Below are 15,675 nucleotides of genomic sequence, written 5' to 3'. Positions count from 1 at the left end.
GAGCCCGCCGCAGAGGGCGAAGGTCGATAAGCCACCCCGACAGCCTCCCACCCACACCGCCACCACACCCACCGAACTTACGAAAAGATCAGTAGGAACGGTTTCATGGGTTGTGCTGCTTCCTGTCAGGGGTGCTTGCGGCCGGGCGTCAGCGTTCGACGGGCAGGCCGGTCGGTTCCTTGATGCGCTTCATGATGATCTGCGAGTTGACCTCGGTGATGCCGGTGAGGGCCGTCAGCCGCTCGATCCACAGGCGTTCGTACGCGCGCAGGTCCGCGACGGCGATCCGCAGCAGGCAGCCGGGGCTGCCGAAGAGGCGGTAGGCCTCGATGACGTCGGGGATGTCCTGGAGGGCCGCCTCGAAGGCCTCGACCGACTCGCGGTCGCGGCGCACCTCGACCGAGACGAGCACCTCGAAGGCGCGGCCGACCGCCTCGGGCGAGATCACGGCGCGGTAACCCTGGATCACCCCGTCCTGTTCCAGCTGGCGCACCCGGCGCATGCAGGGGGAGGGGGTCAGGCCCACGCGCTGGGCGAGCTCCTGGTTGCTGAGCCGCCCGTCGGCCTGGAGCTCGCGCAAGATATCGCGGTCGATGGCGTCCATGGCGCAATTATCACCCACCCAGTGTTACGGCGCGGGTGGAAGACGCAATCCCATTGCGCGCAGATCGCTCTATCATTGCTGCTTTGAGCACATATGTGCGAGTGTACGAGTGAAGGGCGGCCTCACCGCATGGGACGGATCGTCGTCATCAGCACCGGCGGAACCATAGCCAGCCGCTGGCAGGGTTCCGGCTTCGCCGCGGACGCCGACGGGAACGAGGTCATCGCGACCGCGCCGCTCCCCGAGGGCATCAGCGTCGAGCTCGTGGACCTGTTCAGCGTGAACAGCCCCCGGCTCACCACCGCCCACCAGCTCACCCTGCTGCGCACCGTGCACGAGGTGCTGGCCGACCCCGGCGTCGACGGCATCGTCGTGACGCACGGCACCGACACCCTGGAGGAGTCGGCGTTCCTCGTCGACCTCCACCACCACGACCCGCGCTCCGTGGTGTTCACCGGCTCGCAGCGCCCCATGGGCACCGCCGACGGGGACGGACCGGGGAACCTGTACGACGCCCTGCTCACCGCCGCGAACACGCGCGGGCTCGGCGTGCTGATCGCCTTCGCCGGACGCGTGCATGCCGCGCGGGGCACCGTGAAGACCCAGGCCGTGGACCTGGACGCGTTCGCCGACCCCTCGAAGGAACTGCTCGGGAAGATCGGCTTCGGCAAGGTCACCATCCTGCGCCCACCGCAGCGTCCCGTGCCGCTCCCGCTGCCGGCGATGCCGGACCTCCCGCCGCGCGTGGACGTGGTGGTGCACCACACCGACGGCGACCCGGTCCTGCTGAACGCCGCCGTCGCGGCGGGCGCCCGCGGCATCGTCCTCGTCGGGACCGGCGCGGGCAACGCCACCCCGGAGATCGTGGACGCCGTCAAGGCCGCCATCGGGCGCGGGGTGCTGGTCGCGCTGACCACACGGGCCATGGCCGGCCCGGTCACCGAGATCTACACGCAGGGCGGCGCGGTGGACCTGGTCGCGGCGGGCGCCGTCCCGACGGGCACCCTGCGCGCGGGCCAGGCCCGCATCGCGGTCCTGTCCGCACTGCTCGCCACCGACAACGCGGACGAGCAGACCCGCATCCTCAGGGTCGCCCTGGGCGAGCCCGGCGCGGTGCTGGTCGAGGCGTAGCCCTTCGGCCGGCCCGTGTGACACCCCGTAGGATCCGGTGCAACGGTCGTGCCGCTACGGGGGGTTGCATGGAGCCAGGGACCATCGGCATTCGACTGGCGTCGGCGGTCATCGGGCCCCTCGTCAGGAAGCTGTTCGTCGCCGAAGGCGGCGGGGCCGGTCTCGTCGACAAGCCGCTGCGGATCTCGGGCTACGTGTCCTTCAAGGGCGAGAAGCGCTCGCTCACGGAAGCCGATCTCCACGCCCTGGCCGCCAAGCTGGTGAAGCAGGCGCTCCGTACCGGGGAGCGCCCGATCACCGCGGACGAACAGCAGGCCGTCGCCGACGCCATCGCCACGACCCTGCACGCCCTCGGCGACGTCACGATGACCGATCTGGACGCCGTCCGGCTCGGCTCCGCGGACTTCGCCCGGGAGCTGCGCCGGGCCGGCGGCCGGCCCGAGCGGCACCTGAGCACCGACGCCACGCACTTCTACGAGCGGCTGCTCGAGGCCGCGTGCCTGCACATCCTGCAGTTCTTCACGCAGCGCTCGACGTTCGTGGCGCACGCCCTGGTGCAGCAGACGCGCGGGATCGCCGAGCTGACGGCCAAGGTCGACGAACTGATCCGCCGCGACCCGCTCCCCGGCGCCGAGGACGCCGCCTTCGAGCAGCTGTACCTGCCGTACGTGGCCAAGAAGCACGGCAAGCTGACGATCTACGGGATCGACCTCAGCAATTCGCCGACGCGGTGGCCGCTGGACGCGGCGTACCTGAGTCTGGAGGCGACCTCGCTGGCGCGCGACACATCGGCAGCCACCGACAGCGCCGCAGCCCTCATCGATTCCGCGCCGGCAGGGTCCATGCTCCGTGAATCGGCACTCTGGGTGCTCCGCGAGATGTCCGCGCCGCGGCCGGCCGATGAGACCCTGGCCGGCAGTCCCCGCGTCCTTCTGCGGGGCGAGGCCGGCTCCGGCAAGACCACACTGGTGCAGTGGCTGGCCGTCACCGCCGCCCGCCAGGAGCTCACCGCGCAGATGGAGTACCTGTACGACCGCGTCCCCTTCGTCCTGCCCCTGCGCTCGCTCACCCGTCACGGCGAGCGGCTGCCCGCCCCCCAGGACTTCCTGACCGCTGCCGGCTGCCCACTCGGGGCCGCCCAGCCCGACGGCTGGGCGCACCGCGTCCTCATGGCAGGGCGAGGTCTCGTCCTCATCGACGGCATCGACGAGATCCCCGACGGTGAACGGGAGCGGGCCCGCGGCTGGCTGCGCGATCTGATGGACACCTACGGCGGCGACAACCGCTGGCTCGTCACCTCGCGCCCCTCCGCCGTGGGAGCGCACTGGCTCGCCGACGAGGACTTCACCGAACTGACCCTGTCCAGCATGGGCCCGGCGGACATCGCCACCTTCATCAAGCGGTGGCACAGCGCGGCCCGCGACGGCGGCGACGCGGACGCGGACCTCCAGACGTACGAGACCCAGCTCCTCGCCGCCGTGCGGATCAAGCCCGACCTCGGCCGCCTGGCCACCAGCCCCCTGATGTGCGGACTGATCTGCGCCCTCCACCGGGACCGGCGCGGCTACCTCCCGCACGGCCGCAAGGACCTCTACGAGGCCGCGCTCTCCATGCTGCTGAGCCGCCGCGACCGCGAACGCGACATGGCGGGCCCGGACCTGCGCGAGGAGCCGCAGCTCGACCTGCTGCAACGCCTCGCGTACTGGCTGATCAAGAACGGCCGTACGGAGATGGACCGTTCCCGCGCGGAGGACATCATCGCGCGGTCGCTGGCCTCGGTCCCGGAGGCAGCGGCCCTGGGCGAAGCGCCCGCGGTCTTCGAACACTTCCTCCAGCGCAGCGGGCTCCTGCGGGAACCGGCGCCCGGCACGGTGGACTTCGTCCACCGCACCTTCCAGGACTTCCTCGGCGCGCGGGCCGCAGTGGAGGAGGGCGACTTCGGCCTGCTCACCGCGCACGCCGACGACGACCAGTGGGAGGACGTCATCCAGATGGCGGTCGCCCTCGCCCGGCCCGGCGAGCGCACCGCGATCTTCCGTGACCTGCTCACCCTGGGAGACGGCGCGTCCAACCCCAGCGCCCGGGCCCGCGTCTACCTGCTGGCCGCCGCCTGTCTCGAACACGCCACTACCCTGGACCCCGAGACGCGCGCGGCCGTGGAGACGCGCACCGCCACCCTCATTCCGCCGGCGAATCCGGAGGAGGCGCGCGCCCTCGCGGAAGTCGGACCGCTGATCCTGGGCCTTCTCCCAGGCCCGGAGCAGCTTGACGAGATGGGTGCGCGCCACGTAGTGATCGCGGCCTCCCATCTCAGCTCGGATGCCGCGGTGCCCTTCCTTGCACAGTTCGTCAGACACCCCTGGCTCCACGTCCGTTCCCAGCTGCTCTGGGCCTGGTCACGCTTCGACAGCGCCGTTTACGCCGAGGAGGTCATCGCGCGCCTGGACCCGACCGGCCTCCACTACACCGTCCGGTCCGACGAACAGCTGGTCCAGCTGGATCGGATCGGAGTCCGGCCGGAGGGCCTGGACGTCCGGGGTGTGTCACCGGAAGCACTGGCGACGTACCTCGGCCGCCACAGCCTGCGGAAGGTGCTGCTGGCGGGCGCCGCGGTCTCTGATCTGGGTTTCCTGAGGGGACAGTCTGCTCTGGAGAGCCTCACCATCGACCGTTGCCCGGACCTGACGGACCTCTCCGCGATCGGCCGCCTGCCGATCCGGCGGCTGATCATCGAGACAACCCGGCCGGACCTGGACCTGCGTCCGGTCGCACAGCTGGCAGAACTGGAGTTCTTCGTCGTCCTCGGTCCAGCCGGCACGAACTGGTCCGCGCAGTTCCTACCCACCGGTGCCACCCTGGAAGGGCTGAGGGTGGGGGGTGAGATGCATGCCGCGCAGGGGCTCGACGGGCTCAGCGCCCTCTCGGGGCTCGCGAGCCTCGTGCTCAACGCCGAGTCCGGTCCGGTCTCGGATGCAGACTGGCGAGAGATCCGGAAGCTGGACTCCCTCCACCACCTCCGGGTGTCCGCCGCTTCCCTGGATACCCTGGCCGAGGGTGCGACGCTGCCCAACATCGCCAGCCTGTTCCTCGAAGGCAATGTCGGCGAGGGAGTTCTGCAGGTGGCGATCCGGCGACTGGCCGTGGCCTTTCCCCAGCTTGACGAGTTCCGGTTCCTCGGGGACATCACGGCAGAGGGCGATACCGGCATCGACATCGCGCCGCTGGCCGGGCTGCCCGCATTGCGAGAGATCCACATCGCGGTGGACCGCGACCGCATCCGAGGCGCCGAGCTGCTGCCGGCGTTCGTCCAACTGCACTGCACGTGACCGGACGGCGCCCGGGTGGGCGCCGTCCCGTTCAGCGCCCGAACGCCGCCAGGATCTGGTCCGCCGCCGAAGTGGGCGTCACCGCGCCCGCGCGGACGGCCGATTCGAGGTCCGGCGCGAGCTCCCGTACGGCCGGATCCGAGCGGAGGCGTTCCAGCAGCTCGTCGCGGACCATCGACCACGTCCACTCCACCTGCTGCGCCGCCCGCTTCGCCGCCAGCCGGCCCCCCGCGTCCAGCAGCGTCCGGTGCTGTTCGAGCCGGCTCCACACCTCGTCCAGCCCGGCCGACTCCCGCGCACTGCACGTCAGGACCGGCGGGGTCCAGGCCGCGTCCACCGGGTGCATCAGCCGCAGCGCGCCCGACAGTTCCCGCGCCGCCGCCTTCGCGTCGCGCTCGTGCGGGCCGTCCGCCTTGTTCACCGCCAGGACGTCGGCCAGTTCCAGGACGCCCTTCTTGATGCCCTGCAACTGGTCGCCCGTACGGGCCAGGGAGAGCAGCAGGAAGGAGTCGACCATCCCCGCCACCGTGGTCTCCGACTGGCCCACGCCGACCGTCTCGACGAGGACCACGTCGTAGCCCGCCGCCTCCATCACGATCATCGACTCGCGGGTGGCCTTGGCGACCCCGCCCAGCGTTCCCGCCGAGGGGGACGGGCGGACGAACGCCGCCGGGTCCACCGACAGCCGCTCCATCCGGGTCTTGTCACCCAGGATGGAGCCGCCCGTGCGCGTGGACGACGGGTCCACCGCGAGGACCGCCACCCGGTGGCCCAGACCCGTCAGCATCGTGCCGAACGCGTCGATGAAGGTGGACTTGCCCACCCCGGGCACACCGCTGATGCCGATCCGGCGCGCCCGGCCCGCGTGCGGCAGCAACTCCGTCAACAGGCCCTGCGCCAGCGCCCGGTGAGCGGGCAGGGTGGACTCGACGAGCGTGATCGCGCGTGCGATGAACGCGCGCTTCCCGTCGAGCACCCCCTTCGCGTAGGCCTCGATGTCGATCTTCGGCACCGACGGCCGCCTACAGCTCGTGGCCCAGGTCCGCGGCCAGCCGCGTCACCAGGTCGTGGGCCGCGTCCGGGATGACCGTTCCGGGCGGGAACACCGCCGTCGCACCCATCTCCAGCAGCGTCGGGACATCCGCCGGCGGGATCACCCCGCCCACGACGATCATGATGTCCTCGCGGCCCTCCTCCGCCAACTGCTCGCGCAGCGCCGGTACGAGGGTCAGGTGGCCGGCCGCCAGCGACGAGACGCCCACCACGTGGACGTCCGCCTCGACGGCCTGGCGGGCCACCTCCGCCGGGGTCTGGAACAGCGGGCCGACGTCCACGTCGAAGCCCAGGTCGGCGAAGGCGGACGCGATCACCTTCTGGCCGCGGTCGTGCCCGTCCTGGCCCATCTTGCAGACCAGGATGCGCGGACGGCGGCCCTCCGCCTCCTCGAACCGGTCGATGAGCGCACGGGTGCGCTCCAGGGACGGGGACTCGCCTGCTTCGGTGCGGTACACACCCGAAATCGTACGGATCTGGCTCGCGTGCCGCCCGTACACCTTCTCCAGTGCGTCCGAGATCTCGCCCACGGTCGCCTTCGCGCGCGCCGCGTCCACGGCCAGCGCGAGGAGATTGCCGTCGCCGCGGTCGGCCGCGTTCGTCAGCGCCCGCAGGGTGTCCTGCGTGACCGCCTCGTCGCGCTCCTCGCGCAGCCGCCGCAGCTTGGCGATCTGCTGGGTGCGCACCGAGGAGTTGTCGACCTTCAGGACGTCGATCGCCTCGTCGTTCTCCACGCGGTACTTGTTGACGCCGATCACCGGCTGCCGGCCGGAGTCGATCCGAGCCTGCGTGCGCGCCGCGGCCTCCTCCACGCGCAGCTTCGGGATGCCCGCGTCGATGGCCTGCGCCATGCCGCCGGCCGCCTCGACCTCCTCGATGCACTGCCAGGCACGCCGGGCCAGGTCGTACGTCAGCTTCTCGACGTACGCGCTGCCGCCCCACGGGTCGATCGACCGGCAGGTCCCCGACTCCTGCTGGAGCAGCAGCTGGGTGTTGCGGGCGATGCGCGCCGAGAAGTCCGTCGGCAGGGCGAGCGCCTCGTCCAGCGCGTTGGTGTGCAGCGACTGGGTGTGGCCCTGGGTCGCCGCCATCGCCTCGATGCACGTACGCGTCACGTTGTTGAAGACGTCCTGAGCGGTCAGCGACCAGCCCGAGGTCTGCGAATGCGTGCGCAGCGACAGCGACTTGGCGTTCTTCGGGTCGAACTGCTTGACCAGGCGCGCCCACAGCAGGCGGGCGGCGCGCAGCTTCGCGACCTCCATGAAGAAGTTCATGCCGATCGCCCAGAAGAACGACAGGCGCGGCGCGAACGCGTCCACGTCCAGCCCGACGGCCTGCCCGGCACGCAGGTACTCCACGCCGTCGGCGAGGGTGTACGCCAGCTCCAGGTCGGCCGTGGCCCCGGCCTCCTGGATGTGGTAGCCGGAGATGGAGATCGAGTTGTACCGCGGCATCTTCTGCGAGGTGAAGGCGAAGATGTCGGAGATGATCCGCATCGAGGGCTTGGGCGGGTAGATGTAGGTGTTGCGGACCATGAACTCTTTGAGGATGTCGTTCTGGATGGTCCCGGCGAGCTTGTCGGGGGAGACGCCCTGCTCCTCCGCCGCCACGATGTAGAGCGCGAGGACGGGCAGCACCGCGCCGTTCATCGTCATCGACACCGACATCTTGTCCAGCGGGATCCCGTCGAACAGCTGCCGCATGTCGTAGATCGAGTCGATCGCCACGCCCGCCATGCCGACGTCACCGGTCACGCGCGGGTGGTCGCTGTCGTAGCCGCGGTGGGTGGGCAGGTCGAAGGCCACCGACAGGCCCTTCTGGCCGGAGGCCAGATTGCGCCGGTAGAAGGCGTTCGACTCCTCGGCCGTGGAGAAGCCGGCGTACTGCCGGATCGTCCAGGGCTGGTTCACGTACATCGTCGGGTAGGGGCCGCGCAGGTACGGGGCCACGCCCGGGTACGTCTGGAGGAAGTCCAGGCCCTCCAGGTCCCGCCCGGTGTACAGCGGCTTGACGCCGATGCCCTCCGGGGTCTCCCACAGCAGGTCGGCGGCCGCGGTGCCGGTGGACTCCTTCACCGAGGCGCGCCACTGGTCCTCGGAGACTCCGGCGGCGGCGGTGGGGCCGAGCGCCAGCTCGGAGAAATCGGGGATGCTCAAGACGGCACTCCCATCCGGTCGAGTACGGAGGACAGCACGGCGACGGCGTCACAGCCGGCGAAGACGTACTCGTCCACGGAAGCCTCTGCGGTGCCCGGCCGGCCGGCGAGGAACACGGTCGTGGCGCCCGCCGCGCGCAGCGCCTCGGACACCGCCGCGGCCTGCTCCTCGTACAGCGCGTCGCTGGAGCAGAGCACGGCCATGCCGTCCGCGCCGCTCGCCGCGTAGGCCTCGGCGGCCGTCGCCGGGTTCACGGAGACCGGATCGTGCACGGGCTCGATCCCGCCCGCCTGGAACAGGTTCGAGGCGAAGGTGGCGCGCGCGGTGTGCGCGGCCGCCGGGCCCAGCGCGGCCAGGAAGATCCTCGGCCGGGCGCCGGTCGCCGCCAGATGCGCGTCGCTGCGGGCGCGCAGGGCCTCGTAGGCCTCGTCGCGCCGGACGCGGGGCAGTCCACCGGTGGGTCCGGCGGGCGCGGGCTCGCGTACGAGCGGCTTCTGCGACAGCAGCGGGAACTCGCTGACACCGGTGATCGGCTCGCGGCGCTTGGCCAGCTTCTTGGAGCGCTCGGCCCAGGTGGCGGCGAGCCGGTCGGCGACCAGCCCGGAGCGCAGGGCGGCCGCCTGGCCGCCGGCCTTCTCCAGGATCTGGAAGAACTCCCAGGCGGCGTGCGCCAGTTCGTCCGTCAGCCGCTCGACGTAGTACGAGCCGCCGGCCGGGTCGATCACCCGGGCCAGGTGCGACTCCTCCAGCAGGATCGTGGAGGTGTTGCGGGCGATCCGGCGCGCGAAGGCGTCCGGCAGGCCCAGCTCGTGGTCGAAGGGGAGCACGGTGACCGAGTCCGCGCCGCCCACGCCCGCGGCCATGCAGGCCACGGTGGTGCGCAGCATGTTCACCCAGGGGTCGCGGCGGGTCATCATCACCGGCGAGGTCACCGCGTGCTGGAGCTGGGCGCCCGCCTCCGGGGCCCCCGAGGCCTCGGCGATACGGGACCACAGCCGGCGCGCGGCGCGCAGCTTGGCGATGGTGAGGAACTGGTCGGCGGTGGCGGCGTAGCGGAACTCCAGCTGCCCGAGCGCCGCTTCGACGCTCAGGCCGCCCTCGGTGAGGGCGCGCAGGTAGGCGACACCGGTGGCCAGGGACAGGCCCAGCTCCTCGGCGGCGCTGCCGCCGGCCTCGTGGTAGGGCAGGGCGTCCACGGTCAGGGCGCGCACGCCGGGCCAGTGGGCGGCCGCGTCCCGGGCCAGCTCCACCGCGTCGGCGAGGCCGAGGGCCTCACCCGTACGGGCCTCGTGGCCCAGCGGGTCGGCGCCCAGCGAGGCCCGTGCGGCCTCGGGGGCCACCGCGCTCTCGGTGAAGAGGCGCAGCAACGCGCGGGCGGCGTCGGCGTATTGGGCTCCGGCGTCCAGGGAGATCGGGGCGAGGTCCAGGTACACCCCGTCCAGGGCCCGGGCGAGGCCGTCGACGGGGAGACCGCCCCGGCCCACGGTGAGCCAGAGGGAGGTGACCCCGTTCTCCAGGTCGGCGAGGGCCGCCTCGTTCAGGCGCTGCGGATCGGTGCCCGCGAGGCGCTGGCGCACGTCCCAGCCGTTCGCGGTGGTGCCTTCCGGCCTGCCTCCGCGTACGAACGGGGCGAAACCGGGGAAACCGGTGTCGGGAGCCGACCCGTCGGGCGGCGCGGTGTAGAGCGGGCGCGTGGTGAGCCCGTCTTCGAGTGGGGTGGACAACGCGTCTTCTGCGGCCTCGCCGGAGGCTTCCTTGCCCGACTTGCGCAGTACGCCTTCTACAAGGCGCTGCCACTGCTCATGCGTCGCGTCAGGGAACTCGGCGGCCAGGGAGAGCCCGTCGTCAGGCAGGACCGTCATGGCTCGAATGTAGGGGAGGGCGCTCAGGTGGCACCATACCGGCGGGTGTGATCTCGCACTCTCGCGGTGGGCCGGCGCATCCTGGAAAACCCGCTGAGCAGCACCGTTGCGGCCGCTTCCGGGAGTGCGACCGGCCCGCGCGGGGGATCACGATCCGGTCCGGGGCGTCACAGGGGTGCGAGAGCTCCCTCGCGGCACCCCGGATCTCCTCCGGAGGATCCCTCGTGCGGGACGCCGGCGGCGCGGTCGCGACCATGACCGCCGGATTGAAGACATCCGACAGAAGGTCCGCCGCCCCGCCGGCCGGGCAGTCCCGGTCCCGCCGCGGCGGTCGCATGGCGGCCGCGTTGCGGGGCCATGAAATCCGGCCACGGTTTTCGGCCGCCGGGGCGGGGTGAGGCACGGCGCGGTCTACGTGGGAAAGCGCAGGTCGCAAGGGGTGCTCGGGGGGTACGGGAGACCCGGGGGCAGGGGCTTTCGGCGACTGCGGGCGGGGGTTGACCGGGGGCGGAGGCGCTGCGACGCTCCGGGACATGTCCGCGAACGAACTCCTCGTCCCGCGGCTCCACACCCCCGGCCCCTGTACCGCGCCGGGCGAGTGTCCGGGCCGCTGTCCGGCCCTGCGCCGAGCCTGAGCCCCGCCGCCCGTCGGCCCGCCGCCCGTCGGCCCCGTGGCTGTCTGGCGCCGCCGCGCCCCACCGCAGGCACCGCAGGCACCGGTGTCGCCGGGCATGCGCCAGTGCATGCGTAGCCCCCTTTTTCTTCCACTGCGGAAACGACCCTGCCCGCAGATTCAGCCTCGCCGGAGTTTGAGGCGCGGGTCCGGGCAGAGCCCGGTGCCCGGCGGAGCCGGGTTCCTGAGGCTCCGCGCCAGACCCCGCGCCTCAAACTCCGGCAGCCGCAGCCGCAGCCGCAGCCGCAGCCGCAGCCGCAGCCGCAGCCGCAGCCGCAGCCGCAGCCGCAGCCGCAGCCGCAGCCGCATCCCGACCAAGGAGCCCCCATGGCCACAGCCACCCACACCACCGCGACCACCGTGACCAGGATCGGCGGCCGCATCGGCGCCGAGATCGGCGGCGTACGGCTCGGCGGCGAGCTGCCCGACGCCACCGTCGCCGAGATCCGCGCCGCGCTCCTCGCCCACAAGGTCGTCTTCTTCCGCGGCCAGGACCACCTCGACGAGGCCGGCCACGAGGCCTTCGCGCAGCGGCTCGGCGCGCCGGTCGCGCACCCCACCGTCCCCTCCGCGGACGGCCGATACGCCCTCGGCATCGACTCCCACCACGGCGCCCGCGCCAATCAGTGGCACACCGACGTCACCTTCGTCCCCTCCTACCCCGCCTTCTCCATCCTCCGCGCCGTGACCGTCCCCCCGTACGGCGGCAACACCCTCTGGGCCAACACGGCCACCGCCTACAGCCACCTCCCCGAGCCGCTCCGCGTCCTCGCCGACAGCCTGCGCGCCGTCCACTCCAACGAGTACGACTACGCCGCCCTCAAGCCCGACGCCCTCCCCGAGGCCCTGGCCCAGTACCGCGAGGTGTTCACCTCCACCTCGTTCCTCACCGAGCACCCGGTGGTCCGCGTCCACCCCGAGACCGGCGAGCGCACCCTGCTGCTCGGCAATTTCGTCCAGCGCATCAAGGGCCTCACCGGGCGCGACTCCCGCACCCTCCAGGACCTCTTCCAGGCACACATCGAGAGCCCCGAGAACACCGTCCGCTGGCAGTGGCGGGCCGGCGACGTGGCGATCTGGGACAACCGCGCCACCCAGCACTACGGCGTGGACGACTCCGACGACCACGAGCGCACCCTGCGCCGCGTCACCGTCGACGGGGACGTCCCGGTCGGCCCCGACGGCGTGCCCTCCCGCCTGATCAGCCCGGAAGCCGTACCGGCCCCCGCCTTCGGCATCGCCTCGGGCGCCTCCACCTCTACCTCTACCTCTACCTCTGCCCCCGCACCCGCACCCGCTCCCGCCTCCGCCTGACCGTCCCGCAAGGAGCCCTCCCCGTGCCCAACCTGCTCGCCATCACCGGCAGCCCCTCCGCCCACTCCCGTACCGCCATCGTCGCGGACCACGTGCTGCGCCATCTGACCCACTCCCACTCCGGCTTCCAGACCGCGCACCTCGCCGTGCGCGAGCTCCCCGCCGCCGACCTCCTCGCCGCCCGCCGCGGCGAGCCCGAGATCCGCCGGGCGCTCGAAGTCGTCGCCGCCGCCGACGGCCTCGTCATCGCGACCCCGGTCTACAAGGCCTCGTACACCGGCCTGCTCAAGGCCTTCCTCGACCTGCTCCCCCAGGACGGCCTCGCCGGCAAGACGATCCTGCCCCTGGCCACCGGCGGCAGCCTCGCCCACGTCCTGACCATCGACTACGCCCTGCGCCCCGTGCTCGCCGCGCTCGGCGCCCGGCACGTCACCGCCGGCCGGTTCGTCCTGGACTCCTCCGTCGAGCGCAGCTCCGGCGCCGACCGGCTGCGGTTCGAGGCCGAGTTCGACCTCTTCCAGGCCGTCGACGAGTTCGCCGACGCCCTGCGCGCCGCGGACCCCGCCGCGCTCACCGTCACCCGGTAACACCACCAGCGCATTCCGCACCGACAAGGAACCGTCATGCCCGCAGCCTTCACCTCGACCACCACCTCGCGACGCCAGTTCCTCACCCTGCTCGGCATCTCGGCGGCCGCGGTGAGCTGCGGCACGGCCACCGCCAACGGCGGCGGCTCCGGTTCCGGCTCGCAGGTCAAGACCCTGAAGTACCAGGGCTCGGTCGGCGCCGTCACGCTCCCCGAACTCGCCGCGGACCTCGGCTACTTCGAGGACGTAGAACTCGAATGGGTCGGCAACACCATCAGCGGCCCGCAGGACATCCAGTCCGCCGCCACCGGCCAGACCCACTTCGGCAGCGCCTTCAACGGCGCGGTCATCAAGCTCGCCGCCGGCAAGGCGCCGATCAAGGCGGTCATCTCCTCCTACGGCTCGGACCAGCACTCCTACGCCGGCTACTTCGTCCTGGAGGACAGCCCGATCCGCTCCGCCCGGGACCTGATCGGCAGGAAAGTCGGCATGAACACCCTCGGCGCCCACTATCAGGCGCTGCTCGACACCTACCTGAGCCGCAACGGCCTCTCCAAGGCGGACGCGGCCAAGGTCGAGGCACTGGTCGTACCGCCCGTCAACACCGAACAGGCGCTGCGCGCGAAGCAGATCGAGGTCGGGGTGCTCACCGGCATCCTGCGCGACAAGGCCCTCGCCTCCGGCGGCATCCGCCCGCTGTTCACCGATGTGGAGCTGCTCGGCCCGTTCAGCGCCGGTACCTACATCATGACCGAGCGCTTCATCAAGCAGAACCCGGACACCGTACGGACCTTCGTGAACGGGGTGGCCAAGGCCATCGAGTGGTCCCGCACCACCCCGCGCGAGGAGGCCGTCGCCCGGATGACCGAGATCGTCAAGAAGCGCGGCCGCAACGAGGACACCACGGCCCTGCAGTACTGGCGCTCCTTCGGGATCGCCGAGACGGGCGGCCGGATACCCGACAAGGAGTTCCAGCTCTGGCTGGACTGGCTCGGCGAGCGGGGCGACATCAAGCAGGGGCAGTTCAAGCCGTCCGACCTCTACACCAACGAGTTCAACGGCTACGGAAAGGGCTGACCCGACATGGCGAAGATCGTGTTCGAGGGAGTGCGCAAGACCTTCGGGGACTTCACCGCCCTCGACGGCATCGACCTGGAGATCCGCAGCGGGGAGTTCCTCGTGGTCGTCGGCCCCAGCGGCTGCGGCAAGTCCACGCTCCTCGACCTCCTCGGCGGACTGTCGGCCCCGACGGCCGGGCGGATCCTGCTCGACGGCAAGCAGGTCACCGGGCCGGGCCTGGACCGCGGCATCGTCTTCCAGCAGTACGCGCTGCTGCCGTGGCGGACGGCGCTCGGCAACGTCGAATTCGGCCTGGAGGCGACGCGCGTCCCACGGCGTGAACGTACGGCCAGGGCGCGGGAGTTCCTGGACCTCGTCGGCCTCACCGGCTTCGAGGACCGCCACCCGCACCAGCTGTCCGGCGGCATGCGCCAGCGCGTCGCCATCGCCCGCTCGCTGGCGTACGACCCGGACGTGCTGCTGATGGACGAGCCGTTCGCGGCGCTCGACGCGCAGACCCGCGAGTCCCTGCAGGACGAGCTGCGCCGCATCTGGCAGCGCACCGGCAAGACCGTCGTCTTCATCACGCACGGCATCGAGGAGGCCGTCTACCTCGGGCAGCGGGTGGCCGTCATGACCTCCCGGCCCGGCCGGGTCAAGGAGGTCGTCCCGGTCTCCTTCGGCGACCGCGACGGACTGCTGGGGGAGGCCCTGCGGTCCAGCCCGGAGTTCGCCCGCTACCGGCACGAGATCTGGAACCTCCTCCACGACGAGGTGGCCCGCGCCCAGCAACTGGAGAAGGAGGCGGCAGCCGTATGACCACCGGAACCGACACCACCGTCCTGGCGGCCGCGGGCCTCACGGCCCCGGCCGACCTCGCCGCCGACCTCGCCGCCGGCCCCGCCGGGGCACCCCAGGCGACCGAGGCCCCGACCCGCACGACCCCGGCCCCGGAGGGGACCGAGCAGGCCGGTACCCCGGCCGGCACGACTCCGGCCCCGGCGGGCTCCGACCCGGCCGGTACCCCGGTCGGCACGACTCCGGCCCCGGCGGGCTCCGACCCGGCCGGCAAGGCGCCGGCCCCCGCCCCCGCCCCGGCCACCGCCCCCGCCCGTACGAAGATCGCCGCACTGGCCGTCGTACGCGCCCTGAAGGCCGTCGCCGTCCGGACCGCCGCGATCCTCGCCCTGATCGCCCTCTGGGAGTTCGCCCCGCGCGCCGGCCTGGTCGACGCCACCTTCCTGCCTCCCATCAGCGAGGTGGCCGTCGCCTGGTGGGAGCTGGCAGGCGACGGCCAGCTCGCCGACCACACCCAGGCCAGCCTGATCCGCTCCTTCGGCGGCTTCGGCATCGCCTTGGCCATCGCCGTCCCGCTCGGCCTGCTCATCGGCTGGTACCGGCCCCTCGCCGACCTCCTCGGACCGCTGCTGGAGGTCTTCCGCAACACCGCGGCCCTCGCGCTGCTCCCGGTCTTCGTGCTGCTCCTCGGCATCGGCGAGACCTCGAAGGTGTCGATCGTCGTCTACGCCTGCCTCTGGCCCGTCCTGCTCAACACCATCAGCGCCGTCCGGAACGCCGACCCCACCCTGGTCCGGCTCGCCCGGTCGATGGACCTCTCCACGCCCCGCCTGTTCCAGAAGGTGATCCTCCCGGCCTCCGTACCGGCCATCTTCACCGGCATCCGGCTCGCGGGCGCCGTCTCCATCCTCGTCCTCGTGGCCGCCGAGATGATCGGCGCGAAAGCGGGACTCGGCTATCTGATCAACGCCTCGCAGTTCAACTTCGCGATCCCGCAGATGTACGCGGGCATCATCACGATCTCCGCGATCGGCGTCGCCTTCAACCAGCTCCTCGTCACCATCGAACGCCGCCTCAGCCTCTGGCGCGTCCCCGCCTCTTCCTAGGGAGAC

At 72.0% G+C, this 15,675-nt stretch carries 12 protein-coding genes; 7 read left to right on the top strand and 5 right to left on the bottom strand.

Going from position 1 to position 15,675, the window contains the following annotated elements; genetic code table 11:
• Positions 1-148 precede the first annotated feature (148 nt).
• Entirely contained in the window at positions 149-604 is a 456-nt protein-coding gene (locus ACZ45T_RS22980; protein WP_468444156.1) for an Lrp/AsnC family transcriptional regulator, read from the bottom strand.
• A gap of 129 nt (positions 605-733) precedes the next feature.
• Here ACZ45T_RS22980 and ACZ45T_RS22975 point away from each other — a divergent pair, with 129 nt between their 5' ends.
• Both ACZ45T_RS22975 and ACZ45T_RS22970 read left to right on the top strand, forming a co-directional pair.
• Entirely contained in the window at positions 734-1,735 is a 1,002-nt protein-coding gene (locus ACZ45T_RS22975; RefSeq protein WP_468444154.1) for an asparaginase, read from the top strand.
• A gap of 68 nt (positions 1,736-1,803) precedes the next feature.
• On the top strand, positions 1,804-5,061 hold the full coding sequence (locus ACZ45T_RS22970) for an NACHT domain-containing protein (protein WP_468444152.1): 3,258 nt from the start codon (positions 1,804-1,806) through the stop codon (positions 5,059-5,061).
• Positions 5,062-5,092: 31 nt separating this feature from the next.
• Here the strand turns inward: ACZ45T_RS22970 and meaB are convergent, their stop codons facing one another.
• The 4 genes from meaB to ACZ45T_RS22950 all read right to left on the bottom strand — a co-directional run bounded on the left by meaB (position 5,093) and on the right by ACZ45T_RS22950 (position 11,123).
• On the bottom strand, positions 5,093-6,073 hold the full coding sequence (meaB, locus tag ACZ45T_RS22965; protein ID WP_468444150.1) for a methylmalonyl Co-A mutase-associated GTPase MeaB: 981 nt from the start codon (positions 6,071-6,073) through the stop codon (positions 5,093-5,095).
• A 10-nt stretch (positions 6,074-6,083) separates the two neighbouring features.
• Positions 6,084-8,270: a methylmalonyl-CoA mutase gene (gene scpA, locus ACZ45T_RS22960; RefSeq protein WP_468444148.1), complete on the bottom strand. Its 2,187-nt coding sequence runs from the start codon at positions 8,268-8,270 to the stop codon at positions 6,084-6,086.
• Entirely contained in the window at positions 8,267-10,132 is a 1,866-nt protein-coding gene (locus ACZ45T_RS22955) for a methylmalonyl-CoA mutase family protein (RefSeq protein WP_468444146.1), read from the bottom strand. The genes scpA and ACZ45T_RS22955 overlap by 4 nt, the downstream gene beginning before the upstream one ends.
• A gap of 793 nt (positions 10,133-10,925) precedes the next feature.
• The gene (locus ACZ45T_RS22950; protein WP_468444144.1) at positions 10,926-11,123 is read right to left on the bottom strand and encodes a hypothetical protein; all 198 of its coding nucleotides are present in this window, start codon (positions 11,121-11,123) and stop codon (positions 10,926-10,928) included.
• Between the two features lie 9 nt (positions 11,124-11,132).
• Between ACZ45T_RS22950 and ACZ45T_RS22945 the strand changes: the two genes are divergently transcribed.
• From ACZ45T_RS22945 to ACZ45T_RS22925, 5 genes are read left to right on the top strand one after another with little or no spacing between them, the layout of a single operon-like run.
• Complete coding sequence (locus tag ACZ45T_RS22945; protein ID WP_468444142.1) at positions 11,133-12,119, top strand: TauD/TfdA dioxygenase family protein; 987 nt, start codon at positions 11,133-11,135, stop codon at positions 12,117-12,119.
• A gap of 23 nt (positions 12,120-12,142) precedes the next feature.
• Positions 12,143-12,706, top strand: coding sequence for an NADPH-dependent FMN reductase (ssuE, locus tag ACZ45T_RS22940; RefSeq protein ID WP_468444140.1), 564 nt, complete (start codon positions 12,143-12,145; stop codon positions 12,704-12,706).
• A gap of 36 nt (positions 12,707-12,742) precedes the next feature.
• A complete protein-coding gene (locus ACZ45T_RS22935; protein ID WP_468444138.1) occupies positions 12,743-13,783 on the top strand; it encodes an ABC transporter substrate-binding protein in 1,041 nt (346 codons plus the stop codon).
• A gap of 6 nt (positions 13,784-13,789) precedes the next feature.
• Positions 13,790-14,584, top strand: a complete 795-nt coding sequence (locus ACZ45T_RS22930; protein ID WP_468444136.1) for an ABC transporter ATP-binding protein — start codon at positions 13,790-13,792, stop codon at positions 14,582-14,584.
• Positions 14,581-15,669, top strand: a complete 1,089-nt coding sequence (locus ACZ45T_RS22925) for an ABC transporter permease (protein ID WP_468444134.1) — start codon at positions 14,581-14,583, stop codon at positions 15,667-15,669. Before ACZ45T_RS22930 ends, ACZ45T_RS22925 begins: the two co-directional genes overlap by 4 nt.
• Positions 15,670-15,675: the final 6 nt, after the last annotated feature.

This window comes from Streptomyces sp. NPDC030995, from assembly GCF_055571215.1.
Note: the sequence above shows the minus strand (reverse complement) of the source record. Positions and strands in the feature narration are given on the sequence as shown.

Excerpts from the sequence above, each read along its gene's own strand:
- ACZ45T_RS22925 (WP_468444134.1), top strand. The coding sequence starts at position 14,581 with ATGACCACCGGAACCGACACCACCGTCCTGGCGGCCGCGGGCCTCACG.
- ACZ45T_RS22955 (WP_468444146.1), bottom strand. The coding sequence starts at position 10,132 with ATGACGGTCCTGCCTGACGACGGGCTCTCCCTGGCCGCCGAGTTCCCT.
- ACZ45T_RS22970 (WP_468444152.1), top strand. The coding sequence starts at position 1,804 with ATGGAGCCAGGGACCATCGGCATTCGACTGGCGTCGGCGGTCATCGGG.
- ACZ45T_RS22935 (WP_468444138.1), top strand. The coding sequence starts at position 12,743 with ATGCCCGCAGCCTTCACCTCGACCACCACCTCGCGACGCCAGTTCCTC.
- ACZ45T_RS22975 (WP_468444154.1), top strand. The coding sequence starts at position 734 with ATGGGACGGATCGTCGTCATCAGCACCGGCGGAACCATAGCCAGCCGC.
- ACZ45T_RS22945 (WP_468444142.1), top strand. The coding sequence starts at position 11,133 with ATGGCCACAGCCACCCACACCACCGCGACCACCGTGACCAGGATCGGC.
- ACZ45T_RS22930 (WP_468444136.1), top strand. The coding sequence starts at position 13,790 with ATGGCGAAGATCGTGTTCGAGGGAGTGCGCAAGACCTTCGGGGACTTC.
- ACZ45T_RS22980 (WP_468444156.1), bottom strand. The coding sequence starts at position 604 with ATGGACGCCATCGACCGCGATATCTTGCGCGAGCTCCAGGCCGACGGG.